This is a genomic window from Prochlorococcus marinus XMU1404 (assembly GCF_017696175.1).
In the GTDB taxonomy this organism is placed as follows: Bacteria; Cyanobacteriota; Cyanobacteriia; order PCC-6307; family Cyanobiaceae; genus Prochlorococcus_A; species Prochlorococcus_A marinus_X.
In genome coordinates, this window is the sequence record NZ_JAAORE010000003.1 from 99629 (window position 1) to 125824 (window position 26196).

Genomic DNA, 26196 nt, shown 5'->3' on the forward strand with positions numbered 1-26196 from the left:
TGAGATATACATAATGTCTTAAGATTTAGGTTATGAAGTATGCAAACCAAGGAAATGAATATATCCCCATAGATCTAAGGATTTCTGTGAGAAGAGAAACTCTAAGGCTCATTTCGGAGATGGCTGAAGATATGGGGATAAGCATTAATGAAGTTTTTAGTTTTTTAGCTGAAGATTCTGTCATCGATCTCGAATTGCTCGAAGACTTGAATGAAATTAAGATACCTAGTAAGTGCAGCCTCGATGACCTAAAAAACGCCATTCTTAAAAAAAGACTTTCCTAAAATTTTTCAACTTTTCTATTTTTCCAGTCAGATTTATAACCACTATCAACTAAAAGTTCAGAATACTTATTTAAATCACTTTTCTGAATTCGCCATAAATCATAAATACCATATCCACCCAATTTTTGATGATTAATATTTGACCAATGCTTTTGGCGCGAAGAGTATTTATCTATCACTACCAACAAAGATTTGTATTCATAGTCAGGCTGATCCTCATAATTTTCTCTCCTATCATTATTAAGCCTGTCTGAAAGATTAATTAATCCTTCTTCAGTATTTGCTTCATAAAAAACTATTTGTCTCGAATAATAATGTAAAGACGGTTTTCTTATCCCGATCATTGCTAAAGTTTCGTTTCCCTCACGAATACTTAAAATTAATTTCGAGATATTCCTCAAAGGTAATTGCCTAGAAGTATCTGCTAATTTTCTTATAGGTGACATCAAAAAAGATTGTCCAACTAAAAGAAAAATTTGAAGATAAAGCAAGATATTTTTTGATTTTAAAGAAAATAAAAGTATTGCAAGAATGGCAAATAAAGAAAAGAACAATTTGGCTTTGAAAATTATCCCTGTAGTTATTAGTTTTGATGCAAGATCAGGCATTTCTGGATCATTGATTGAACTCAACCAAATATTGGAGAAAAAGAATACTAGTGAAGCGCCAAACAAAATTAAAATATTAAAAATCCATAAATATGAATAAGTTTTATTTGGGATCTTTAAGCTTACAAAACTATTACTGATTAAAATTGCTGCTGCTGGAATTGCTGGCAACCAATAGCTCGGCAATTTCGTAGCCGAAATACTAAAAAATACTAAAACTGAGATTAACCAACATATTGAATACGTATAAAGTGTTTGTGAAATCTCGCTACTGCTTTCTGAACTTTTCAGGAAATCCTTAAAAGCTTTAAAAATACCATGAAATAAAAAAGGGGTGAATGGTAATGAAGCTAACATCATTATGTAGAGAAAATACCACAATGGTTCTGCATGATTATTGACGACTGATGTATATCTTTGAAAATTGTGATAACCAAAAAAGTTGTCCCAAAAAGGTTTTCCCTCTTTTATTAGTTCCAAGATGTACCATGGGATACTTATTAGGATTGTTATAAACAAACCTTTCTTAGGGTTTATCTTGCAAAGCAAGCTTCTCCAATTCCTCTGACAAAATAAAAAAGATGTAATAGTTAATGTTACTAAAACAAAAGCAACAGGCCCCTTAGTTAAAATTGCAAATCCCAAAAAAACCCATGCTGAAATGCATTGATCGTTATTTTCACTTGCCATTCTTCTCCAAAACAAAAGCAAGCTAATCCCTAGAGTTCCAGTTAACAAAGCATCACTTACAGCAGCTCTACTCCAGATAATTATCAATGGAGACAAAGCGAAACCTAAAGATGCAACTATTGGAGTGAGAAATTGCCTATCACCTTTCTGCGGCCAACAAAACAAAGTATCTCCAATCATCAACATTAAAAGTAATGATCCAAAAGCCGATGGAAGTCTTGCTGATAGTGTCCCTAAACTATCCCAAATTTCATTTTTCGGTAATGAGTAAAGTAAACTCATTAGCCAATATATAAGTGGAGGCTTATCAAAACGGAAAATTCCATTGACTTTTGGAGTTAACCAATCACCAGATTCACTCATTGCTCTTGCAGCAGCTGCGAATAATGGGGGAGTTTCATCAACCAGTCCTGTTGTCCCTAAATCTAAAATAAATATGATTATCCCTGAAACCAAAACAATCAATGATGTTAAAACTCTTTTCCTTGAGTTAAGAAGAATCATTTAATATATAAGCTTACTAATATTCTTTGATTACCTTATTAAGCCAGTTCACAACCTTGTTAGCAAATATATCTGTGGAAGCATTTTTTTCTACCCATTCTCTACAATTTTCACGCCTTATCTTTTTGACAATCTTTACGTAGGAAAGCAAAGTTTCTTTATCATCAGGATGCGCAAGATATCCTGTTTCTCCATGCTGAATAATTTCACTTGGGCCTCCCCTTCTGTAAGCTACAACTGGCACCCCACAGGCTAATGCTTCAACAATAACGTTTCCATATGCCTCATTCCATTTTGGAGTATTTAACAAAACCCTGCATTTACCAAGTTCTTTTTGTAATTCATAGGTTGTTAAAAACCCCATCCAATTTATAGTTCCTTTAGGAAATGATTGTTCAATCTTTTTGGCATAGGTCTCATCTTCTATAAATCCCCAAACATTTAGTTTTTCGCCAAGTTTATTTGCCACATAAACTGCATCCTCTAAACCTTTCTCCTTCGCTACTCTTCCAACCCAAGCCAGTGGTCCATTCACAGAATCTAGAAAATTATAATTTTCTAGCTTAAAACCATTACCAATAATTATTGGTTTTTTTATAAATGAATAATCGTTAGCTTGTATTTTCGAATGAAAAGCAAAATTATATGGATATTTAGCATATACCTTTGAGATTAAATTACTTATTACTGAGCTTTGAGAACCCATACTAATAATATGTGCAATGGGTATCTCTACATTTAAAGTCATCCAAATAGGAAGCCAATCATAGGACATGTTCAAAATTACATCTGCTTGTTTTGCAATATCTATTCCTTTTTCAAGCATTCCTGCTAGAAGGGAATTGTCTGGGATAGTTACAGGAGAATTATAATTTTGATGTTGCCAACTAATTTGATCTTCACCTTCTATAAAATATAATTTTGCTTTTTGATTACATTTAAATAACTTAGAGTTTTTGGGAGCTATCACTTCTACCGAATGGCCTAAAGAAAGCAAACCCGAAACTAAGGAATTCAAAGTCAATTCAACTCCTCCACCTTTGCCGCTTCCAAGGAACCCTATTGGTGTACTAATCAATACAATATGCATTATTAGATTTTATTTTCTAAGAAACTAATTAAATAGTAGTATCTGTCTTTCTATTTTCCCACAATGACCTTCTCTGGCTAACAAAAAATACCGAGATAAGAACAAATACGACTCCTATCCATTGCAAAATAGTAAGTCTTTCATCTAACCAAATTCCTCCACTAAGAAGAGCAAATACGGGAGTTAAAAAAGCAAGGGTACTAAATCCTGTTATTTCTTTATTATTAGCGAAATAGAAAAACAATCCATAAGCTATTGCCCCTCCAAATATACTTGCAAATGACATGAGTCCCCAATCAAATATTGACCAATTTGGGATAATTTGAGAATTTGATTGTAAGAAATACCTAATAATCAAGGGCAAGCTCCCTAAAACCATATGCCATCCTGTAACCGCGACTGGATCACTTTTAGTGCAAGTGAACCTAATTAAAATTGTTCCTAGTGCCATAGCTAGAGAAGCTGCAAGCATCCAAAGTTCTCCAAAGTTAAAAGCCATATCACTAATAGAATTATCAGACATTAACCACCAATTTTCTAAAAATTCTTGCGGAACTCCTAAGAAAACTATTCCTCCCAAGCCAAAAAGTAAGCCTAACCATCCAATTGGATTAATTAAATTCCCAAATATCGCTCTTGCTAAAATCGCTACCAAAAGAGGCTGAGAATCAATCAATACGGAGCCTAGGCCTGCTCCAGTTTTTTCAATACCATAAGTTAAAAACAGCTGAAAAAAAGTAGCGTCAACTATCGTAAAAATAAAAAACCACTTCAAGTCGCACTTATAAATTTTTAAATCTCTTTTAAACAAATATGTTGTTATAAGAACAAGAATTCCTGCAGGAAGTAACCTTAAAGAAGCGACAAATTCTGGGCCAGCACTAGATACTAAGGGCGTCATAGCCGCCATTGAAGTCCCCCAAAGTGCAAAAGGGAGTATCATTAAAAACCAATTTAGGATTGAATTCATTAGGTCTGCTGATAGTCTTTTTAAAGTAGTTTTATGTATTTACTTTAAAAAGAATGATTTGGCCTTTTAGACGAAAGTCAAAAAAAAGAATGGCTCGTATCGTAATCGATGAGCCAATTACAAGTTCAACGAGAATTTCTGTCCTTAAAGCCCTCAAACAAGTTGAGGATAGAGAATTTCCTGCTTTAATCGTGAGGATTGATTCTCCAGGGGGGACTGTAGGCGATAGCCAAGAAATATACTCTGCTATTAAAAGACTAAAAGATAAAGGATGTAAAGTTATTGCTAGTTTTGGAAACATATCAGCCTCTGGAGGTGTTTACATAGGTGTCGCATCTCACAAAATAGTTGCGAATCCTGGCACAATTACAGGGTCTATTGGTGTGATTATAAGAGGAAATAATTTGTCTGAATTATTAGATAAAATTGGTATAAAATTTGAAACTGTCAAAAGCGGGGTATTCAAAGATATCCTTTCCCCAGATAAAGCTTTAAGTGAGGAGGGCAGAGAGCTACTCCAAGGCCTTATAGACGAAAGCTATAAACAATTCACTGAAGCTGTTGCTGAAGGTAGAAATTTACCGATAGAAGAAGTCAGAAAGTTTGCAGATGGAAGAATTTTCACTGGTACACAAGCAAAAGAATTAGGTCTTATTGATGAGATTGGAGATGAATTTGTTGCAAGGGAACTTGCCGCAAGAATGGTTAATATTGATCCCAAAATACAACCTTTGACATTTGGGAAGAAAAAAAAGAAGATACTTGGCCTAATTCCTGGAAGTAAAATTATTGAAGAAGTTATTAATAATATCTTTTTTGAGATTGATTCATCCAATAAAATACTTTGGTTATATAAGCCCTAAACAAATATGCATGAAAAAATGAAAGATGATTATAGAATTTCATTTATTCGAGGAGCTACAACAGCAACTGGGAATTCTGCTAAAGAGATAGAGGATGCCGTAGTGGAATTAATAGATGAATTGATTGCGCGCAACAACCTGCTTAAGACTAACTTATTATCCATTACATTCACCGCAACAAAAGACTTAGATGCATGTTTCCCTGCTTCAATTGCCAGGAAATGTAATGGACTTGATTCAGTTGCTTTTCTAGACTGTCAACAAATGTATGTCGCTAATGATGTAGATTTTTGTATAAGAATAATGGCACAGGTTTTATTACCTTCAAATACTCCTGTAAATCATCCCTATTTAAGAGGAGCCTCAAAATTAAGGAGCGATAGATGTTAACCTTAATGCAACAATTTTTCCACTTAAAATTTGTATAGAGTAAATTAATGCTAAAAATCCTTTTAATCAATGTTTAAAAAAACAAATAATCTTGATTTGAATTTTAAAATTTTAAGATTTCTTCTAATTCCTACAATTTTAGTTTCAACTCCATTCTTCAATAAGATACAAGAAGCTAAAGCAGGTTTAGAATTGCAATGGGACCAAGACTCTTCATACAGGAGATTAAAGTGGTTTCAAAAAGAGAATAGGAGAAGACTTAAAAATACAATTTATTTTTTTTTAAGGCCATCTGATAGAAATTCCGAACTCTTAAAAATAAATCTAGCCATCCCTAAACCTTTTAAATCAACCTTAAAAGAGGAAAAAATAAGTCTTTGCAAGGTAAGAATAGGCGGTTTTGAAAATAGAACTAAATGTTTAGAAAATATTCCTGCTGATATTGAAATTAAAACTGATGAATCTTCATCCTTACGTTCAATTAATATTTACCCTTATAGCCCAATCCCTAATAATAAAAATAGTTATGCAATTGTTCTAAAAGTATTTAATCCTAAAAAGTCAGGTTTGTTCCAATTCCATTCATATGGGCAATCGAAAGGAACATCATTTTCAAGATATTTAGGAAGCTCGACTATAGTGATCGATTAAATGATAAATTTAATTATGTATATTAAAAAAAATGACTAAAAGAACTTTTGGCGGAACTTCAAGAAAAAGAAAACGCGTATCTGGTTTTAGAGTAAGAATGCGTTCTCATACTGGAAGAAGAGTAATTAAAAGCAGAAGACAAAAAGGTAGAGAACGAATAGCTGTCTAAATCCATAATAAAAATGGCTTTACCTAAAAATATGCGTTTAAAAGGCTATAGAACTTTTAACTATATTCATAAAAATTCAACGAAATATCACGGGAAGTTGATGACATTTAAACTAGTGAGATCAAATCCGAGAATACTCTCATCCCATAAAATCAAAAATATATCAGACAATTTGAGGATTGCTATCGCTATAAGTAAAAAAGTTTCAAAAAAAGCTGTTAATAGAAATAGATTAAGAAGAATTTTGCAAGAGTGGTTGTTAACAAACATAAAAAAAATTAATAACCACAAACCTTATTGGTTACTTGTTAACCTTAAATCTGGGGATTTCTTCAATGATGAAAAGAGACTTTTGGAGGAATTTCAAAACTTAATGCTCAAATCTCATCTAATTAAATGATTAATATGAATGAAGAAACTTTTTACGAAGGTGGTCCCGCAAAGAGTGATTTAGTTATAAATCTATTAGCTGGACTAACTCTGCTTGGTTTGCCATTTACTTTTGCAGCAATTGTTAGAGCCTTGTGGTTGAGATATAAAATCACAAACAAGAGGATTACAATAGAAGGTGGTTGGTTTGGTAAAAACAAAACACAAGTTTCATTAAATAACATTGAAGAAATAAGATCTATTCCAAGGGGATTTGGATCATATGGTGATATGGTTCTTATTCTTAATGACGGGTCAAAAGTTGAGATGAAATCATTACCTATATTCAGAGACAAGCAAAAATTTATTGAAGAAAATATAAGTAAGAGATCCCAATCAATAAATCTTAATGAGGTGCAAGGATTTGCTACTAAATCCTAAATAAATTAATTACAAAAAACTTTTTTTCTTGTAAAATAAAATGTCTACTAAAATTTCACTCTTTTTAATATCGTGATAGGGTTCATCTCTGAAAAACTACTTATCCCGATTCTAGATTTTTTCTACGGTTTAGTCCCAAGTTATGGTTTAGCAATCGTTGCATTAACAGTTGTTATTAGAATTGCACTTTTCCCATTAAGCGCTGGTTCAATTAGAAGCGCTAGAAGGATGAAGATTGCACAACCCGTAATGCAAAAAAGGCAAGCAGAAATCAAATCTAAGTTCTCAGGTGATCCAAAAAAACAACAAGAAGAATTAGGAAAATTAATGAATGAGTTTGGGAGCCCTCTAGCTGGATGCCTTCCATTAATAGTACAAATGCCTGTCCTATTTGCATTATTTGCAACTCTAAGAGGTTCACCGTTCGCTGATGTTCCTTACAACATTAATCTTAAGGTAGTTCCTCAAGATCAAATTGCAGCTATCGACCCAAAGCCATATAAATCCCCAAGACACTCTATATTTATTACAGAAAAATCTCATTTCCCTGTCGTGGCAACCATCCCTAATGGAACAAAGTTAGGAACAGAAGAATCAATTAAAATAAATTTGCAAACAACAAATGGTAACAGCTATTCGGAAGTACTATCTAATTACGATAATGGCTCAAAATTCCTCCCTACTTGGAAGGTTTCAAAAGGGTCTGAAAATATTAAGGTTTCTCAAGACGGGACCGTAACAGCAATTAAACCAGGAGATGCAACAATTGAAGCAAAGATTCCTGGTTTAGCCGCTAAAAGTGGATTTCTTTTTATTAAAGCACTTGGTCAAGTTGGCTTTTATGTAGATGGATCAATTAATTGGGATATTGCCACACTTGTAGGTGCCTTTGGATTGACTTTATTACTATCTCAAATTTTGTCTAGCCAAGGAATGCCTGCCAACCCTCAGCAATCAACAGCTAACAAAATTACTCCTGTAATGATTACTGGTATGTTTCTGTTTTTCCCGCTCCCTGCAGGAGTATTACTATATATGGTTGTTGCAAACATATTTCAAGCATTTCAGACTTTCCTTCTTAATAAAGAAGCTCTTCCTGAGAATCTGCAGAAAATTTTGGATCAACAATTATTGGGGAAAAATGAAGCCATCACAACTTCTGCTTCAACTATTACTGAGAAACGATTACCTTTTGAACCTAACAATAAAAAATAGTCTTAACTTTATATAATGGACTCTTGGTGTAAGAATTTAGAATTACTAATTAAATCAAGAACTTCATTAATTTGGATAAGAACTAAAGAAGAGGAAAGATTAGAAAAAATAATTAATTTCTCATGTAAAAGATTAAATATAAAAAGGTACGTTTCCTGGGATTGTGTTAATGGAATTAAAGGATTAGTAAACGAAGAAGGTAAATATTCAAACAATCCATTAGGAATACTTAACTGGCTAAAAGAACAAAATTCTGAAGTGCCTACAATATTGTTGGTTAAAGATTTTCACAAATTTTATGATGATCCGTCCATAAATAGAACTATTAAAGAACTATCTTCTTGTCTTAGGGAAACTAATAATAATTTAATTATTAGTTCACATCTATTTCCATCGTCAGAAGAACTTGATGAACTGATGTCAATAGTTAACTTACCTTTACCGGATCAAAATGAGTTAAAAAATCTTATAAAAAAAATTGCCATAAACACTAATTCAAATCTTAATGAACAAGACTTAAATGAACTTTCTATAGCTTCTAGTGGATTAACTGAAATAAAAGTAAAACAAGTTACTGCAAAGGCACTTACTCAAAGAGGGAAAATAAGTAAAGAAGATATCAAAGACATTCTTGAAGAGAAAAAACAAGTTATAGCTAGAAGTGAAATTTTAGAATTTTTTGAAGCCAAATCAAGTCAAGATGATATTGGAGGTTTAAATGTTTTAAAAGTTTGGCTTAATCAAAGATATAGGGCCTTTTCTAAAGAAGCTAGAGAATACGGGCTACCAATTCCAAAAGGAGTATTACTTGTCGGAGCTCAAGGAACGGGTAAATCACTTACTGCAAAATCAATTTCCAAAAGCTGGTCGATGCCTCTTCTTAGATTAGATGTTGGAAGACTGTTTTCTAGCCTTGTTGGTTCAAGTGAGGCAAGGACAAGAGAAACAATATCTAGAGCAGAATCCATGTCGCCTTGTATCCTTTGGATTGATGAAATTGATAAAGGCTTTGGTGGAGACGCCCGTAGTGATGGAGGGACCAGTCAAAGGGTACTGGCAAGTTTGTTAACATGGATGGCTGAAAAAGAATCCGCCGTATTTGTAATTGCCACAGCTAATGCTATAGAAAAACTTCCTGCTGAATTATTAAGAAAAGGTAGGTTTGATGAGATATTTTTTCTTGATTTACCAAATTCAAAAGAAAGGTTAAGCATTCTTGATTTACACTTAAAAAAAAGAAGACCAAGTTACAGTTTCCCTCTATCAACAATTGTTGACAGAACAGACGGATATTCAGGAGCAGAACTTGAACAAGCAGTAATTGAGGGGATGCATATTTCATTCTCTGAAGATAGAGAGCTCACAGAGAAAGATTTAATCAAGGCAGTTTCTGAACTAGTTCCCTTATCCAGAACGGCCAAAGAGCAAATTGATTTACTAAAAGAGTGGTCATCTACAGGTCGGGCCCGTTCAGCATCTTAACTAAATTATAATTTATAAAAGTTATTTCATAAGTTAGGAATCATTAATTAAGTTAATTTTTCATCAAAAATACTTAATAATGTATCTAGATTAACTATCTTAATTAAGGTATAGAAAAAAAAGAGTGTTAGATCAAAAATTAATAAGAGAAAATCCAACATTTGTTGAAGAGAGTTTATCCCTAAGAGGAAAAGTTTATAATATATCTCCTTTACATGAATTAACTGTTAAAAAAAAAGAAATTGATATAGAAATATCGAGTTTACAATCTGAGAGTAAAAAACTAAGTAAATTAATCGGTCAAGAAATTGGCAAATCTCAAAGTAATAACAATACTATAGAACTGAAAAATCTGAAGAAAAAGGGAAACGAATACAGAATCAAAATTTCTGAATTTGAAGAAAAACAAAGAATTTTAGATAAACAAATTAATAACGAGATTTGCAATTTACCAAATTTCCCAAGCAAAGATGCACCTATCGGGAAAGATGAAAGAAATAATGTCCAAGTTAAAACTTGGGGTGACCCTTTAGCAACAGATAATCTTAAATCTCACTGGGAAATAGGCGAGAATCTTAATCTTTTTGACTCTGTTAAATCAACAAAAATATCAAAAAGTCGTTTTATTACACTTATTGGGAATGGCGCAAAATTAGAGAGGGCATTAATTAATTTTATGCTCGATATTCATACTAAAAACGGTTATTTAGAGTTAATGCCTCCAGCTTTAGTAAATTCAGAAAGTCTAACAGGGTCTGGACAATTACCTAAATTTTCAAATGAAAGTTTTAAGTGTGCTAATGACGATTTATGGCTTTCGCCCACAGCTGAGGTTCCACTAACTGCTTTTCATAGACATGATATTATTGATCCTAAGCAGTTACCTATTAAGTATGTTGCATATAGCCCGTGTTTTAGGAGAGAAGCTGGAAGTTATGGCAGGGATACTAAAGGATTAATAAGACTTCATCAATTTAATAAGGTAGAGCTTTATTGGTTTTGTGATCCAAATAAATCTCTAGAGGCTCATAAAATGATTACTTCTGACGCAGAAAGCATTTTAAAAAAGCTCAACCTTCCTTACAGATTAGTAGATATTTGTACTGGAGACTTAGGATTCTCTTCTAGCAGAACTTTTGATCTTGAAGTATGGCTACCAAGTAGTCAATCTTATCGAGAAATTTCAAGTTGCAGCAATTGTTTAGACTTTCAAGCGCGGAGATCATCAATTAGAACAAAAATTGATAAAAAAAATACTTATTTACATACCTTAAATGGCAGTGGTCTCGCTATTGGAAGGACAATGGCTGCAATTCTCGAGAATGGTCAACAAACTGATGGGAGCGTTAAGATCCCAGAGGCTCTAGTTCCATATTTTGGATCAAATTTTTTAAAAACTGCTTAATATAAAAAGATGAATGTTTTAACTTCAATAACGGTTCTAGGATTTCTCATTTTTTTTCATGAGATGGGTCATTTTCTCGCCGCAATTTTACAAGGTATTTATGTTGATGGATTTTCAATTGGTTTTGGACCTGCCATAATTCAGAAAAAATATAAACATATCACTTATTCTTTGAGGGCCTTTCCTCTCGGTGGCTTCGTTTCCTTCCCTGACGAAGAGCTAAATAATATTGATTCAAAAGATCCTAATCTTTTGAAAAATAGGCCGATAATTCAGAGAGTAATTGTAATCTCCGCAGGAGTATTTGCTAACTTAATTCTTGCATACACTATACTTATTTTAAATGTAACCACAGTTGGTATTCCATTTGATCCAGAACCAGGTATTTTGGTCTTAGCTACACAGCCTGATAAGGCTGCTTCAATTGCAGGCTTACAACCCGGTGATAAAATTTTAAAAATTAAAACCAATACTTTAGGAGCTGGTGATCAAGCCGTTTCCACCCTAGTAAAAGAGATCCAAAAATCATCAAATGAAAGAATATCTTTAGAAATTGAGAGGAACGGAGTTTTTAAAAATTTAACATTAGTACCAAAAAATGTTGATGGGAAAGGGACAATAGGAGCTCAATTACAGCCAAATATAAAGAAAGAAACTAAAAAGACAAAAAATTTTTACGAACTTTTTAAATACACTAATAATGAATTCTCATCACTTTTGGTCAAAACTATTCAAGGTTATAAAGGATTAGTAACAAATTTTTCCTCAACAGCGCAACAATTAAGTGGTCCAGTAAAAATCGTTGAAATTGGCGCTCAATTATCACAACAAGGAGGTACAGGAATACTATTATTTGCGGCTTTAATTTCTATTAATTTAGCAGTTCTAAATTCATTGCCTTTGCCACTATTAGACGGAGGGCAACTTGTTTTTACTTTGATTGAAGGGTTAAGAGGAAAACCTGTTCCAGTTAAAGTACAAATGGTTGTTACTCAATCAAGCTTTTTTCTCTTGGTAGGACTAAGTGTGCTTCTAATTATTAGAGACACTAGTCAGTTATTAATCGTACAAAGATTATTTAACCAATAAAATTGCTAAAATTGAATACCTAGATGTTAGAATACAAAATATTTTAATTTTTTAAATGGCAAAAAAGTCCATGATTGCGAGAGAAGTTAAGCGCAAAAAGCTCGTGAAAAAATATGCCGCAAAGAGAAAATCATTACTAGATGAATTTAATGCCGCAAAGGATCCCATGGAAAGGTTAGAAATCCATAGAAAGATTCAAGGGCTTCCAAGAAACTCTGCTCCAAATAGAGTTAGAAATAGATGTTGGGCAACTGGCAAACCAAGAGGGGTTTATAGAGATTTTGGCCTATGCAGGAATCAGTTGAGGCAAAGAGCTCACAACGGTGAACTTCCAGGTGTAGTTAAATCCAGTTGGTAGTAAAAATTATTTGCTTAATTTTCACTTAGAATTAACAATCTTATAGAGATTAAGAGTTAAATTCTGGGAAGTTTTAAAAATTTTTACAGCTTATCTAAATAATTTACTCAATATGTCCCTATAAAATGTAAGAATAAATTATGTATAGATTTATATTTTAAAAAGTGGAAGGACAAAATAAGTCGATCACGTTTGACGGACGAGAGATACGACTAACAACAGGGCTATATGCACCTCAAGCAAACGGTTCAGTAATGATTGAGTGTGGTGACACCTCCTTATTAGTTACAGCAACAAAAACAACAAAAAAAGAGGTTTCAGACTTTTTACCTCTAATTTGTGATTACGAGGAAAAACTTTATGCTGCTGGAAGAATTCCTGGCGGTTTCATGAGAAGGGAGGGTCGTCCTCCGGAAAGAGCAACTTTAGTCTCAAGATTGATAGATAGACCGATGAGGCCTCTTTTCCCTAGTTGGATGAGAGATGAAATTCAGATTGTTGCTTCCTGCCTTTCTCTTGATGAAAGAGTACCAGCAGATGTACTTGCTGTTACAGGAGCATCAATTGCTACCTTAGTGGGAGAAATACCATTTTATGGGCCAATGGCTGCTGTTAGAGTCGGTCTAATAGGTGATGATTTTATTCTAAATCCAAGCTATAGAGAGATAGAAAAAGGTGATCTAGACATTGTTATAGCAGGTTCACCAGATGGTATCGTAATGATTGAAGCTGGTGCCAATCAATTATCCGAGCAAGATACTATTGAAGCAATAGATTTTGGGTATGAGGCTGTTACTGAACTTATTAAATCTCAAGAAGATTTACTGAATGATTTAGGGATAAAACAGATTAAGCCAATAGCAAAGGAAGAAGATAAAACATTAGCCACATATTTGGAAAAAAATTGCACTAAATCTATAAATCTTATTTTAAAGAAATTTGAGCAAACAAAAGATGAAAGGGATCTTGAACTTGAGAAAATAAAACTTGACACTCAAAGCAAAATTGATTCCCTAAAAGATGACAACGAAATAAAAGTTTTAATCTCGGAGAATGAAAAGTTAATACACTCAGATTTTAAAAAACTCACTAAGAAATTAATGAGAGCACAAATTATTTCTGATGGGAAAAGAGTTGATGGGCGCGATCTTGATGAGGTCAGAAAGATATCTGCAAATGCAGGAATATTACCTAAGAGAGTGCACGGTTCAGCCTTATTTCAGAGAGGGCTTACGCAAGTTTTATCAACTACGACACTAGGCACACCAAGTGACGCACAAGAGATGGACGATCTTAATCCAAGTACTGAGAAAACTTATCTCCACCATTATAATTTCCCTCCATATTCAGTTGGAGAAACTAGACCGATGAGAACGCCAGGTAGAAGAGAAATTGGCCATGGCGCTCTAGCTGAAAGAGCAATAATTCCAGTTTTACCAGGCAAAGAGACTTTTCCATATGTACTTCGAGTCGTAAGTGAAGTCTTAAGTTCAAATGGATCTACATCAATGGGGTCTGTATGCGGAAGCACACTTTCATTATTAGATGCAGGAGTACCTCTAAAAGCCCCAGTTAGTGGAACAGCAATGGGTTTAATTAAGGAGGATAAAGAAGTTAGGATACTTACAGACATCCAAGGTATTGAGGATTTCCTAGGGGATATGGATTTCAAAGTTGCAGGGACAGAAAAAGGTATCACTGCATTGCAAATGGACATGAAAATAACAGGCTTACCAATATCAGTCATATCTGATGCGATTAAAAAAGCTCGTCCAGCCAGGTTACATATATTAGAAAAAATGCAAGAAGCCATTGACAAACCTCAAGAAACATTATCACCGCATGCTCCAAGGTTGTTAAGCTTCAGAATAGATCCAGAATTAATCGGAACTGTAATTGGCCCTGGTGGAAGGACTATTAAAGGAATTACCGAAAGAACTAACACAAAAATAGATATCGAAGACGGCGGGATTGTTACTATTGCATCGCATGATGGAGCTGCGGCTGAAGAAGCACAAAAAATTATTGAGGGCCTAACAAGGAAAGTTCACGAAGGTGAAATCTTTTCAGGAGTTGTCACAAGAATAATACCAATAGGTGCTTTTGTGGAAATCCTTCCAGGTAAAGAAGGTATGGTACACATTTCTCAGTTATCAGAGGCGAGAGTAGAGAGAGTTGAAGATGTTGTTAGACAAGGGGATGATGTAACCGTTAGAGTTCGTGAGATTGATAGTAGAGGAAGAATTAATCTTACCCTCAGAGGAGTTGCACAAAATGGAGGGATGTCCTATCCACAACCAACTCCTACACCAGTAGCTCCCCTTAATTAAGAATTTAAAGGATATAAATTATTCTGGACAATTATTTCTTTAATTTGTAGGCATATATTTTTATGAATGTGCTTATTATTGGATGCGATAATTATTCCTTCTTGTCTAAAATTTGATTTACCATAGGAAAGCTCTTCATTATCTAAATTTGTAATGGAACCACCAGCTGCTCTTAATATAGCTTCTGGTGCAGCGAAATCCCAATCTTTTGGAGAACTCTCACCTGGCAAACTTAATGAAATATAAATATCGCATTCACCTCTAATAATAGATGCTATTTTGCAACCAATACTTCCCATAACATTTACTTTACTGAACCCAACTTTATTAATTAGATTATTTAAAGATGCATTTTTATGATTTTTACTTGTAACTAATGTCATTTCGCGTAAAGGTTTTTGATTTTGAAATATAGTTTTTATAATTGAACCATCTTTTTTTTCGCACCATACATCTTTACTATCTGTAATCCAAAGTTCACCTCTCTCTGGAATTAAAACTAACCCAAATAAAGGTTTTGATCTATAATTCAAGGCCAAATGCATTGCATAATTTGGCGTACCTTGAATAAAGTCCTTTGTTCCGTCTAATGGATCAAGGATCCAAATCCATTTAGAATTGGTAATAAAATTATCAGCTCCTGTTTTCACATTTTCCTCGCTCAAGATATCCCAATCAACATCATTATAATTCTCACTAATTCTTTGAATTATTAAATCATTTACTTTTATATCTGCAGATGTAACAGGATCTTGCTCATCTTTACTTTTAATTATTTTATCTGCGTTAATGGGGTTTTTTAGGATTCTTGAATAATAAAGCAAAATTTCTGAAGCTTCCCAGCTGAAATTCCTTAGATCATCGATAAGATTATTAATATCTACCCCAATTGGTAATTTAGACACAAAATGAACGTTTATTCCTCATTTTCTCACAGAAGAGAAGAACCTGAAAGTGGCGTTTTATATTTAGTTGGAACACCTATCGGTAATTTGAATGATATATCCTTCAGAGCAATAAATATTCTTAAAAATGTCTCTTTAATTGCTTGTGAAGATACGAGAAAAACAAAAATATTAACCAGCAGGTATGAAATAAGTAATAAACTAATTAGTTTTAATAAGCACAATTCAATAAACCGCATTACTCAAATAGTTAATTATCTAAAAGAGGGGAAATCAGTTGCACTTGTTAGTGATGCAGGGCTACCAAGTATTTGTGATCCTGGAGAAGATCTCGTAAAGATTGCTAAGAAAAATAATTGTGAAACCATTTGCATACCAGGTCCGTCTGCACCATTAACAGCCTTAGTTTCAAGTGGCTTCAATTCATCAAAATTTATTTTTGAGGGTTTTCTACCAAAGAAAAAAATTGAAAGAGAAAAAATACTTGTAGAAATTAGTAAAAATAAAAAAACAACTATAATTTTTGAATCTCCGCATCGTTTTAATAAACTTTTAAAAGAATTAAAAGAATACTGTGGAGGGCAAAGAGAAATTAGTGTATCACGAGAATTAACAAAAAAATTTGAGGAACAAATTAACAATAATATAGATAATATTATAGATGTTTTTAATAATCGAAAAGTAATTGGTGAGATAACGATTGTTATAAAAGGTCTTGAAAAAAGTAATCAATTAGAGTTAAATAAATTTGAATTAAAAAATGAACTAGAGGAATTAATAAATGCTGGGCTAAGTCTTTCAGCTGCTTCAAAATATTTAGCAAAAAAGAAAAACCTCAGGAAAAATTTGATTTATAATTTGTATTAATATTGACTTCCAAGATTACTAAAAATGTTTTCCAAATTCAAAGGTATTTTATTTAACACTACTTTAAATATAAGTTTCTTTTTTTTATTAATTATTGGTATTCAAAATAGTTCAAATAAAGTAAAAGTGAATTTATTAATTAATGAAACTATTAAATTACCAATAAGCTTCATTATAGGAACAAGCTTTATTAGTGGCTCCTTACTTGGAGGTTTTATATCCTTAAATTTTATTAAACCAAGTAAATCTTCATAGGGCTATTAAAGCATCTGAACTAACTATTCTGGATATTCCACGAGATAACAAAATTGGTGCTGCAATTCTAAATACATCGCTATTAGGAACCTTTAAAATTTTTTGCTCTTTTTTTATTGATCTTTTTGCAGTTTTCAAGTCATAAAATATTTCGATAGTATTCCTTCTTAGATCATTTTCAGATAAGAAATTCCACTCAACATATTCTTTCAATAATTTTGTTTTTAATTCAATTTGCTTGTCAACAATCATATAAACAACTTTAGGTAGTTCAACTTCCTTTATTGATACTGAAGATAAATCTATCTGAGGCTTATTATCTATTTCTAAATTTAAAGGGGCAATTTCAAGAAATGTATCTTCTGGGAACGAATCCTGACTTATAGCTATAGCCTCCTCAGGTACTTTTTCTAAACTTTCATCAGAAGCCTTAGGGTAATTTAAATTTTGATGATGTCCGTATTTTTTGGAACTTTTAGTAAGTTTATTGAGTTCAGTAAATTTATCTTCTCCAAGGCTTAACTTCAAGTGTTTTGTTATTGTTACTTTCGTAAAATCAAATTTTTCGGCTATTTCTTCTAAAGTTTTATTTTTAATGAAATCATTAATTATTTCTGTTTTTTCATCTTCAGAAATTCTTTTAGCCAAAGTTAAACTTACATTGCACCACTACTATAGTCAAACAAGAGGAGGAAAAGAAGTAAAACTTTTTTTTCTTTAGTATTATAAATATTTACAGAATAAATTTTAATTGTTTAGTACTTACCTCTCAGATATAATAGTTAAATGCTCCCTTAGCTCAGCTGGATAGAGCAACTGCCTTCTAAGCAGTGGGCCGCAAGTTCGAATCTTGCAGGGAGCGTAAAACAAAGATAATTTAAAATATTAGATTAATAAAAGTCATAACTATTAAGATTAAAATTTAAACATAACTAATTAAATCTAAAAATTACAAAACAAGTATCGATTATAATAAATGCAGTTGGAAATTAACTAGATTATTAATATTAATGAGAATTATTGAAAAATTAAAGAGCTCGGTTTTTCATGACTACTATTCGAAGCAATCATTTTTATTCCAAATTGGTTTAAGGTTATTTCAGACAGGCATCCTATTTTTAGCTGCAGCACCAGTTATAGCTTTTTTTCTTTTACTTGTATCATCTATTTTTGGTGGATTAATTAGAGAAGAAAATTATTTTAGTGATAAATATAATTTCGCCTTTGTTTTAGTGACATTACTAATGTTACTAAATTGTTTATTTTTAACTTTTAATACGGGCAAAGCTTATTCACCAGAAGCCTCAAATATATGGATTGGTCTATCAAATTGGATTCCTTTCTTTTGGTGTTTTTGGGGGTTTCAAACTTTTTTAAAAAGTTATAAATTAAGATTGCAAGCTGCGAAAATATTAATATTTGGATCCTTACCAGTTCTGGTAAGCGGCTTTTGCCAATATTTTCTTAAAATCTATGGTCCTTATAAATTCTTTAATAGTTTAATAGTTTGGTACCAGCGACCACTTGGCGATGATAATGGAGTTACAGGAATATTTAATAATCAAAACTATGCAGGTGCATGGCTAAGTATAATTCTGCCTCTGTGTTTATTATTTTTAATTAAAAAAAATAGAACAAAAATTACTTCTCTATTTATATTATTTAATTCTTTGAGTTTTATGTATATGATCGTTCTCACTAGTTCAAGAGGTGCTATTTTATCCATTTTCACAAGTATTTTCTTAATTACTAAGTCATTAAGAAATAAAGTTTATATTCTACTTTCATTATTTTCAATCCCTTTTATTTTAAATTTGATACCACTATTTTCAATAAATTTACAATCTAAAATCTATAATTTTTTACCTTTTGAACTAATTAAAAAAGCTTCAATAACAAAATTCTCCAGTTTAGATTTTTTTCCAAGAATTGAAATTTGGAGCAAATCATTCAATCTCATAAAATCTAATTTAATAACTGGTTACGGTGCAGGATCTTTTAAAGATTTATATAGTCTTTCAGAGGGAAGGTTTGGTGATATTCAACATAGCCATAACATTTTTTTAGAAATAGCGATAAATCATGGGCTACCATCATCATTACTAATTTTCATGATGATGATTTTTATAACTATTATTTGCTGGATTAAAAATTCAAATAAAGATTTGCATACATCATTTAATATTGATATTGAGATGATGAAGTTTAATAATGCTTGGATTATTTCGTTTATAGTGTTTTTTATAATTCATATTTTTGATATCACATATTTTGATGGAAGGATTAGTACTTTAGCTTGGATATTATTATCAGGAATGCGATCAATTATTAGGGAAAATTCAGTTTCTAAAAAAATTGATTAAATCTAATTCATGCTGCCGTTACCTAATTGCCATATATTAAGCCCGAGATTTTGAATATTTTTAGCTTTTACTAAGGATCTTGTATCAAATAGCCAAAAAGGTTTTCTGACATTTTTAGAGACCCAATCCCAGTCAATATCTTTGTAAACTTCCCATTCAGTCAACAATACAACTGCATCTGAATTTTTGATTGCATCATATAAATTTGATTGGAATTCCCAATTAGATTTATTTAATTTCAGATTTTCATTTAGAATTGAAGGATTTTTAAAGAGATTTTTCTTAATTATATCTTCTGTAACTTTTACATCATGTATAGAGATAAAGGCACCTTCATTTAAAAGATTTTTACAAATTTCAATTGATGGAGACTCCCTTGTATCATTTGTATTTTTTTTAAAAGCAAATCCAAGAATTGCAATTTTTTTATTTGCCAAATTTCCAAATAGTTTTTTCACTATAACTTCATAAACTCTTGTTTGCTGCCAAGAATTTATTTCAACTACACTCCTCCAATAATCTGCTACTTCGTTTAAGCCATAATATTTAGAAAGATAAACTAGATTTAATATATCTTTTTTAAAACAACTTCCACCAAATCCCGGTCCTGATTGAAGAAATTTAGATCCTATTCTTAAGTCTTTACCAATTGCATTTGCAACTTCATTTATATCTGCGCCAGTTGCTTCACAAATAGCTGAAACTGAGTTTATTGAACTAATTCTTTGAGCCAAAAAAGCATTTGCAGTTAACTTAGATAATTCACTACTCCACAAATTTGTAAAAATTAATTTTTCTTGTGGAATCCAATTTAAATAAATATCATTAAGGGCCTTCATTGCATGATTGTCATCTCCACCAATTAATACTCTATCTGGTGCTTCTAAATCACTTATAGCGGTCCCTTCCGCTAAAAATTCTGGATTAGATAGCACAGAGAAACTTTTATTTTTAATTCCGCATTCAGAAGATAAAAGAATATCTTTAATTGTTTGCGCAGTTTTAACTGGCAAAGTACTTTTTTCAACTACTATTGTATGATTTTCTGCAATTTGACCAATCTGCCTCGCACAAGATTCGACCCACCTTAGATCACTTGTCTCGCCTGCTCCCAATCCAGTTTTTTTAATTGGCGTATTTACAGAGATAAAAATCATATCTGCTTTTCTAATAGAATTTTTTAAATTAGTTGAAAAGATAAGATTTCTGCCTCTTACAAGTTCAATGATTTCTGATAAACCAGGCTCAAAAACTGGCAATTTACTCAAGTCTTTACTATTCCATGCAACTATTCTCTCTTCATTTATATCAACAACTTCAAATTTAATATCTGGGCAATTCTTAGCAAAGACCGCCATAGTTGGTCCACCAACATATCCAGCCCCTATACAACAAATATTTTTTATTGAGTACAAATGATTTTATAAATTTTATTTACTTTAACATCTTGCTATTAATTTTTCTTATCATACTTTTCAAGATAAAAACTAATGGTTTTATTTAAACCCTCTGATAAGTAAATCTTAGGATACCAATTAAAAATTTTTTTTATTTTATCAAGAGATGGCTTTCTAAATTTAGGATCATCAAATGGTAAATCACAAAATTCAAAACCTATTTTTTTATTTATTTTACTTTTTATTAAATTAGCTAATTCAATAATAGATATTTCTTGATCATTGCCAATATTAATAGGATAACAATAATCACTATCCATTAATTTGATAAGCCCTTCAATTATATCACTTACGTAGCAAAAGGACCTTGTCTGAGAACCATCGCCATAAATGGTCAAATTTTCCTTACTCCTGCATTGTTTTATAAAATTTCCTATGACTCTTCCATCATTAATATTTAATCTTGGACCATAAGCATTAAAAACCCTAGCAATTCTTGTATCTAATTGATTTACTTCTCTAAAAGTGGAAATTAAAGTTTCTGCTATCCTTTTACCTTCTGAATAACAAGCTCTTGGACTGAATGTAGATAAATTTACAGGCATACTTTCAAATTGTGGGTTAGTTGATGTTATTCCGTAAATTTCGCTTGTACTTGTAAATAGAATTTTTGAATTATGTCTTTTAGCTAAATTTAAAATATTTATGGTACCTTCATAATTAATTCTGATTGTTCTTAATGGGTCATTTTGATAAATTTTAGGAGAGGCAGGACAAGCCAAATGCCAAATTTTTTCAATTTTTTTTTTAAAAAAAATTGGTTCAAGAATATCATGTTTTAGGAACATGAATTCTTTGTAATTCATTGCAAGACTTAGATTACTTAAATTACCGGAGGATAAATCATCAATGCATAAAACATTTTCACCGCTTTTTAGGAGACTATCTATTAAATGAGAACCTAAGAACCCCGCCCCACCAAAAACAATATTATTAATGACATCAAAATGAGTAAAATCTTTTAAATTAAGCATCTATTGCATCAATTTTTTCTTAACTCTATCTCCAAATCCACTTCCAAAAAATGTACTAACCAAATAGTAGAAATATTTATATAAATTTAGATTCTTCATCATTCTTGAATCTAATTGTGAAAGCAAAATAGGGTCAGACATGTCAATACCTTTTATTTGTGCGAGACCTGTAATGCCAGGTAAATAATTATAAACATTGTGCCTATTTCTCATATCAATCAATTCAAATTGCGATGGTAAGCATGGTCTAGGACCAACTAAACTCATATCACCTTTTATGACATTCAGAAGCTGCGGTAATTCGTCTAACTTTGTTTTTCTTAAAAACTTCCCAAGATTGGTAATTTCAGAATCGTCAATTAAATGAGTCGCACATGATTTAGTCCCTATCGACATAGTTCTAAATTTAATAAGGGTAAATTGATTCATATTTTTCCCTATTCTTTTTTGAAAAAATAATGGCGACTTATTTTCAAAATAAATAATAAAAAATATAAAGACTAATATTGGTAAAAATATCAAAAAAGCAAAGGAAGCAAGCAAAATATCAAAAGTTCGTATCATTTACTTTTCTTGTATATTATCACAATCTTTATAGGGAAATAATCTACTCAAAAATGACTTTCAAAAAACAATTCATCATATAATTTTAAAGTTTCAGAATTAATAATTGATGAAGAAAATTTTGATAAGGCAATTTTATGGCTCTCTTTACCCATCTTTTCTCTAAGAGTTTTATTTTTTATTAATTCAGATAACCTATTAGCAAGTTTGTCAATATTTTTAATTGGCACTAAAAAACCATTTACACCATCCTCAACTACATCGCGGCAACCAACTGTATCAGTAGTAACTATAGGCAAGCCAAATGCAGCTCCTTCTATTAATGCCTTTGGTAAACCTTCTCTATAGGATGGTAAACATAAAATATCTGTTTCTTTTAAAACTCCTTCAATATTGTTTACCCATCCCAACCAGTTAATTATTCTTTCATCATTCCATTTTTTCAAAGTTGATTTTTCTAAAGATGAAGGATTATATGGATCAATATCTCCTACTAATAAAAATCTAGCGTTTATTTTATTAGCCTTTAATTGTCTTGCGGCACTTACAAATTCTAATACTCCTTTATCTTTTAACATTCTTGCTACTAGTGTAATTGTAGGCTTATTTCTAATTTTTTTAGATTCCAAAATTTTCTTTACTTTAACTCCTGCACCTTTTATTACACAGCCATATTTTGGATTAACTGCTCCCATTTCAATAAAATAATTTAGATCATCATAATTTTCAAATACAACCTTATTTCTCATGTTCTCGCCAATATGAGAATTAATAAATTTTTTTAGTAGAAACTTTAGAATAGGCCTAAGAATTCTTGCCTTTATGCTCCCTGAAGAGAATACAAATCCCAGTCCTACAGGGGCATTTAATACTGACTTAATTTTATTCAATTTAGCAGCTATTGATCCATAAATAATAGGTTTAGCTGCAACGTGATGAACGATATCAGGTTGAATCTTTTTATACAGTCTAATGATTCGGAATAAAATAGAAAACTCATATATTGGATTAATACTTTTCCTGTTATAAGGTACAGGATAAAAACTTATTCCATTATTTTCAATTAATTTTTTATGATTATTTTCTTTGGAAATAACCGCAATAGAATATCCTTTTTTTTTTGCAGCTAAAGCCCTTTCCAAAAAATGAGAGCAGAAAAACCAATCTTCTGTGATATTAAAAAGAATTTTTTTCATTAGGTAGTTTTATTTGAAAACTTTTTCATCAAATTAAGAAATTTTTTTCTACTAAAAAACCATTTAAAGTTTCTTAAAATTATAAAGATCATTGAGATCCAACTATCTGGTAATAATTTAAACAAAAAATACCATCCAAAAAAAAGAAATAAAGGATATGAAGATGGTTTAGATCGCCATCCTTTCCATAATGTAATAAGTTTTTTAAATCTAAATAAGTTTTTGTTTTTTGAAATTATATATCTCCATATTTTACTATGTTTTTTACTTGTCTTGGATATAAGCATTCCAGAGTTACTTACGTTGTAGTGGAATAATGGTTCTGAGAATCTTTTGCCATGAATATCATGCGATCCAAGCCTAATATTAAACTCCCAATCTTCGTATCCAGATCTCATCATTTTATCGTAACACCCATATTTCAGACATATTTCCTTACTGATAAAAATACTATAAGGTAGCTGATTTAAGAATAATTGTTCAAAAAAATTATATTCTTTTTTAACAATTTTATTAACTTCGCCCTCCAATATTATATCTGCAAAAATATATGATGCATCTTTAAAACTTTTTAGAAAAAAATACATTTTTTCTAGAGTTTCAGGCTCGATCCAATCATCTGAATCTAAAAAAAACAGATAATTTCCTTTAGCATTTTTTATTCCCATATTACGTGCATAAGGTAAGCCTCTATTTATTTGTTCTACAGTATTTATGCTTGGAAAATTTTTATATTTTTGAATCATTTCAATTGTATATTGATTATTAGATCCATCATTCACTAATACTATTTCTGTATTCTTCCAAGTTTGATTTATTACAGAATTCAGACATCTTTCCAATAAGATCCCTTCATTAAAACAAGGGATAATTACAGAGATTAATTCGTTATTAGTTTTACTGATCATTTACACAAGTTGCCCAAATCTCGCCCCATATTGTGAATATTTCTGTAATTTTTAATTTTGATAAAAGAATTTCATTTTTAAATTCTTCTAAAGTATGTTCTATTTTATGATCTTGATCTGAGAAGTAATAACTACCTATTTCTTTTCTAAAAGCAATCTGCCAATCTCTTTCAAATAATGGTACCCTGATTAAAAATTTTTTTGCTGAAGTTTTTAAAATTATATTTTCCAAAAACTCTTTCCTTTTATTGATGTGTTCTAAAATATTAGAAAGAATCACAACATCAGAATTAATATTTGTTTGAGAAGAAATATCTCCAAAAATAAAATTTATATTACTAACCGAATTTTTAATTTTTTGTTTATTTGCAGCTTCTATATTTTTAACGTTTATATCTACACCAATAACGAAACTTTTAGGTCTTTGTGAAGCAATATCAATAGCAACGGTTCCATTGCCACATCCTACATCGAGAACAATTTCTCCATCACAAACTCTATCAATAAAAAATTTATGATAAGTAGTAACTTTATGTTTTGGATGGATACCATTTCCATATATGATTGCTCGTTCATTAATAATCCAATCTAAATTATCTTTTATTTTAAAAATTCTCTTTAAACCCGCCTTTGTATTTTTACCTCTCGATTCGATAATAAACAAACTAGTAAATAAAAACTTTCTTAATTTAAATGGTAATAAACACCAAAAAATTGAAATAAAGTTTGCGATAGATAATATTATTTTTTTTTTCATGTTTAACTATTCATTCATTATTGAAAAATTATAAGCACTTAAGCACATTTCATTCAAATCCCTTTTAGTTTTCCATTTAAGAGTATTTTTAGCTTTAGAGGGGTCTGCATAACAATAAGCTACATCTCCTGATCTTCTTTTTTTTATAATTATCGGAAGTTTAGAATTTGTTACTTTTTCAAAAGTATTTATTAACTCAAGAACAGTAATACCTTTACCGGTTCCAATATTAAAAATATTAAGTCCATCGCAACCCATCAAATAATCTAATGACATAACATGAGCCTCAGCTAAATCCATTATATGAATATAGTCCCTAACTCCAGTACCATCTTTGGTATCATAATCATTTCCAAAAACTTCAAGATTGGGTTTAATCCCCTTATATACTTCTATAATTGAAGGCATTAAATTTTCTGTTTTCCCTCTAAGTGGATCATCGCCTATTAAACCTAAAGGATGTGCTCCTATTGGATTGAAATATCTTAAAGAAGTAATTGACCAATCTTTTTCTGCCATTACAAGATCTCTAAGAATCCTCTCAACTATTAATTTCGTCTGTCCATATGGATTAATAGCCCTTAATGGGTGATTTTCATCGATAGGTAGGTATTCTGGGTCTCCATATATTGTAGCGCTGCTACTAAAAAGTAATTTTTTAATATTTGTTTTTTTCATCGCTCTTATTAGGCTTAAAGTACCTCCGACATTTATCTCGTAATACTTTATTGGATCTATTATTGACTCTCTTACAGATTTCAAAGCAGCAAAATGAATTACAGAATTAATATTATTTTTACTGAATACTTCGATTAACCTTTCAGTATCTTTAATATCCGCATCAACATAATTAATCTTTTTACCAATCGTTTTTTCTAATCTCTCTAAAACTGAATATTTAGAGGTTGAAAAATTATCGTATATCAAAAAATCTACATTTTTTTCAGAAAGTAATGAGGCAGTATGGGAACCTATGTAACCAAAACCACCTGTCAGTAAAATCTTGCTCATAAATAAAATTTGTTAATAAAATTGCACATAT

Annotated in this window: 28 protein-coding genes and 1 tRNA gene; 17 read left to right on the plus strand and 12 right to left on the minus strand. The window is 31.2% G+C overall.

The genetic code is table 11. The features are described 5' to 3' along the window. Nucleotides 1-32 precede the first annotated feature (32 nt). Nucleotides 33-284 carry a CopG family transcriptional regulator gene (locus tag HA144_RS06820; protein WP_209043336.1) on the plus strand — a complete coding sequence of 84 codons (252 nt, stop codon included), beginning with the start codon at nt 33-35 and terminating at the stop codon, nt 282-284. On the opposite strand, the gene HA144_RS06825 is transcribed toward HA144_RS06820, so the two are convergent. The 3 genes from HA144_RS06825 to HA144_RS06835 are packed head-to-tail and all read right to left on the minus strand — an operon-like array spanning nt 281 to nt 4146. Continuing rightward, complete coding sequence (locus tag HA144_RS06825; protein ID WP_209043337.1) at nt 281-2086, minus strand: ArnT family glycosyltransferase; 1806 nt, start codon at nt 2084-2086, stop codon at nt 281-283. The genes HA144_RS06820 and HA144_RS06825 overlap by 4 nt on opposite strands. 16 nt (nt 2087-2102) lie before the next feature. Next, nucleotides 2103-3176 carry a glycosyltransferase family 4 protein gene (locus HA144_RS06830; protein ID WP_209043338.1) on the minus strand — a complete coding sequence of 358 codons (1074 nt, stop codon included), beginning with the start codon at nt 3174-3176 and terminating at the stop codon, nt 2103-2105. A 28-nt stretch (nt 3177-3204) separates the two neighbouring features. Next, nucleotides 3205-4146: a DMT family transporter gene (locus tag HA144_RS06835; protein WP_209043339.1), complete on the minus strand. Its 942-nt coding sequence runs from the start codon at nt 4144-4146 to the stop codon at nt 3205-3207. Nucleotides 4147-4199: 53 nt separating this feature from the next. Here HA144_RS06835 and sppA point away from each other — a divergent pair, with 53 nt between their 5' ends. The 12 genes from sppA (at nt 4200) to HA144_RS06895 (ending at nt 14908) form a co-directional block, all read left to right on the plus strand. Then, the gene (gene sppA, locus HA144_RS06840) at nt 4200-5009 is read left to right on the plus strand and encodes a signal peptide peptidase SppA (RefSeq protein WP_209043340.1); all 810 of its coding nucleotides are present in this window, start codon (nt 4200-4202) and stop codon (nt 5007-5009) included. A gap of 6 nt (nt 5010-5015) precedes the next feature. Next, nucleotides 5016-5399 (plus strand): chorismate mutase, encoded by a 384-nt coding sequence (aroH, locus tag HA144_RS06845; protein WP_209043341.1) that lies wholly within the window; start codon nt 5016-5018, stop codon nt 5397-5399. 69 nt (nt 5400-5468) lie between these two features. Next, a complete protein-coding gene (locus HA144_RS06850; protein WP_209043342.1) occupies nt 5469-6050 on the plus strand; it encodes a DUF2808 domain-containing protein in 582 nt (193 codons plus the stop codon). A gap of 31 nt (nt 6051-6081) precedes the next feature. Next, nucleotides 6082-6219 (plus strand): 50S ribosomal protein L34, encoded by a 138-nt coding sequence (gene rpmH / locus HA144_RS06855; protein WP_002808184.1) that lies wholly within the window; start codon nt 6082-6084, stop codon nt 6217-6219. A gap of 13 nt (nt 6220-6232) precedes the next feature. After that, complete coding sequence (gene rnpA / locus HA144_RS06860; protein ID WP_209043343.1) at nt 6233-6619, plus strand: ribonuclease P protein component; 387 nt, start codon at nt 6233-6235, stop codon at nt 6617-6619. Then, entirely contained in the window at nt 6616-7029 is a 414-nt protein-coding gene (locus tag HA144_RS06865; protein ID WP_209043344.1) for a PH domain-containing protein, read from the plus strand. Before rnpA ends, HA144_RS06865 begins: the two co-directional genes overlap by 4 nt. Nucleotides 7030-7101: 72 nt before the next feature. Further along, complete coding sequence (gene yidC, locus HA144_RS06870) at nt 7102-8244, plus strand: membrane protein insertase YidC (protein WP_209043345.1); 1143 nt, start codon at nt 7102-7104, stop codon at nt 8242-8244. 15 nt (nt 8245-8259) lie between these two features. Then, nucleotides 8260-9726 (plus strand): AAA family ATPase, encoded by a 1467-nt coding sequence (locus tag HA144_RS06875; protein WP_209043346.1) that lies wholly within the window; start codon nt 8260-8262, stop codon nt 9724-9726. A 124-nt stretch (nt 9727-9850) separates the two neighbouring features. Then, nucleotides 9851-11131, plus strand: coding sequence for a serine--tRNA ligase (gene serS / locus HA144_RS06880; RefSeq protein ID WP_209043347.1), 1281 nt, complete (start codon nt 9851-9853; stop codon nt 11129-11131). Between the two features lie 9 nt (nt 11132-11140). After that, nucleotides 11141-12220 carry an RIP metalloprotease RseP gene (gene rseP / locus HA144_RS06885; protein WP_209043348.1) on the plus strand — a complete coding sequence of 360 codons (1080 nt, stop codon included), beginning with the start codon at nt 11141-11143 and terminating at the stop codon, nt 12218-12220. A gap of 55 nt (nt 12221-12275) precedes the next feature. Next, nucleotides 12276-12578, plus strand: a complete 303-nt coding sequence (rpsN, locus tag HA144_RS06890; RefSeq protein ID WP_012008067.1) for a 30S ribosomal protein S14 — start codon at nt 12276-12278, stop codon at nt 12576-12578. Between the two features lie 164 nt (nt 12579-12742). After that, entirely contained in the window at nt 12743-14908 is a 2166-nt protein-coding gene (locus HA144_RS06895; RefSeq protein ID WP_209043349.1) for a polyribonucleotide nucleotidyltransferase, read from the plus strand. On the opposite strand, the gene HA144_RS06900 is transcribed toward HA144_RS06895, so the two are convergent. After that, nucleotides 14905-15813 carry a 3'(2'),5'-bisphosphate nucleotidase CysQ gene (locus tag HA144_RS06900; RefSeq protein ID WP_209043350.1) on the minus strand — a complete coding sequence of 303 codons (909 nt, stop codon included), beginning with the start codon at nt 15811-15813 and terminating at the stop codon, nt 14905-14907. The two genes, HA144_RS06895 and HA144_RS06900, sit on opposite strands and share 4 nt — an antisense overlap. Before the next feature lie 3 nt (nt 15814-15816). On the opposite strand from HA144_RS06900, the gene rsmI reads away from it, so the two are divergent. Further along, nucleotides 15817-16680, plus strand: a complete 864-nt coding sequence (gene rsmI, locus HA144_RS06905) for a 16S rRNA (cytidine(1402)-2'-O)-methyltransferase (protein WP_209043351.1) — start codon at nt 15817-15819, stop codon at nt 16678-16680. Nucleotides 16681-16704: 24 nt separating this feature from the next. Beyond that, on the plus strand, nt 16705-16935 hold the full coding sequence (locus HA144_RS06910; RefSeq protein WP_209043352.1) for a hypothetical protein: 231 nt from the start codon (nt 16705-16707) through the stop codon (nt 16933-16935). On the opposite strand, the gene HA144_RS06915 is transcribed toward HA144_RS06910, so the two are convergent. After that, nucleotides 16930-17583 (minus strand): hypothetical protein, encoded by a 654-nt coding sequence (locus tag HA144_RS06915; protein WP_209043353.1) that lies wholly within the window; start codon nt 17581-17583, stop codon nt 16930-16932. The genes HA144_RS06910 and HA144_RS06915 overlap by 6 nt on opposite strands. A 140-nt stretch (nt 17584-17723) precedes the next feature. Between HA144_RS06915 and HA144_RS06920 the strand changes: the two genes are divergently transcribed. Both HA144_RS06920 and HA144_RS06925 read left to right on the plus strand, forming a co-directional pair. Continuing rightward, a tRNA-Arg gene (locus HA144_RS06920) sits at nt 17724-17797 on the plus strand. 148 nt (nt 17798-17945) lie between these two features. Further along, the gene (locus HA144_RS06925) at nt 17946-19298 is read left to right on the plus strand and encodes an O-antigen ligase family protein (protein ID WP_209043354.1); all 1353 of its coding nucleotides are present in this window, start codon (nt 17946-17948) and stop codon (nt 19296-19298) included. 2 nt (nt 19299-19300) lie between these two features. Here HA144_RS06925 and HA144_RS06930 read toward each other — a convergent pair whose 3' ends face one another. Genes HA144_RS06930 through galE form a run of 7 tightly spaced genes read right to left on the minus strand, consistent with a single transcriptional unit; the run spans nt 19301 to nt 26165 of the window. After that, nucleotides 19301-20713 carry a nucleotide sugar dehydrogenase gene (locus HA144_RS06930; RefSeq protein ID WP_209043355.1) on the minus strand — a complete coding sequence of 471 codons (1413 nt, stop codon included), beginning with the start codon at nt 20711-20713 and terminating at the stop codon, nt 19301-19303. 38 nt (nt 20714-20751) lie between these two features. After that, nucleotides 20752-21729, minus strand: a complete 978-nt coding sequence (locus tag HA144_RS06935; protein WP_209043356.1) for an NAD-dependent epimerase/dehydratase family protein — start codon at nt 21727-21729, stop codon at nt 20752-20754. Beyond that, nucleotides 21730-22293, minus strand: a complete 564-nt coding sequence (locus HA144_RS06940; RefSeq protein ID WP_209043357.1) for a sugar transferase — start codon at nt 22291-22293, stop codon at nt 21730-21732. Nucleotides 22294-22340: 47 nt separating this feature from the next. Beyond that, nucleotides 22341-23489, minus strand: coding sequence for a glycosyltransferase family 4 protein (locus HA144_RS06945; RefSeq protein WP_209043358.1), 1149 nt, complete (start codon nt 23487-23489; stop codon nt 22341-22343). After that, complete coding sequence (locus tag HA144_RS06950) at nt 23489-24397, minus strand: glycosyltransferase family 2 protein (RefSeq protein WP_209043359.1); 909 nt, start codon at nt 24395-24397, stop codon at nt 23489-23491. The genes HA144_RS06945 and HA144_RS06950 overlap by 1 nt, the downstream gene beginning before the upstream one ends. Next, nucleotides 24387-25154 carry a class I SAM-dependent methyltransferase gene (locus tag HA144_RS06955; RefSeq protein WP_209043360.1) on the minus strand — a complete coding sequence of 256 codons (768 nt, stop codon included), beginning with the start codon at nt 25152-25154 and terminating at the stop codon, nt 24387-24389. The genes HA144_RS06950 and HA144_RS06955 overlap by 11 nt, the downstream gene beginning before the upstream one ends. Nucleotides 25155-25160: 6 nt before the next feature. Further along, nucleotides 25161-26165, minus strand: a complete 1005-nt coding sequence (gene galE / locus HA144_RS06960; RefSeq protein WP_209043361.1) for a UDP-glucose 4-epimerase GalE — start codon at nt 26163-26165, stop codon at nt 25161-25163. Between the last annotated feature and the right edge of the window lie 31 nt (nt 26166-26196).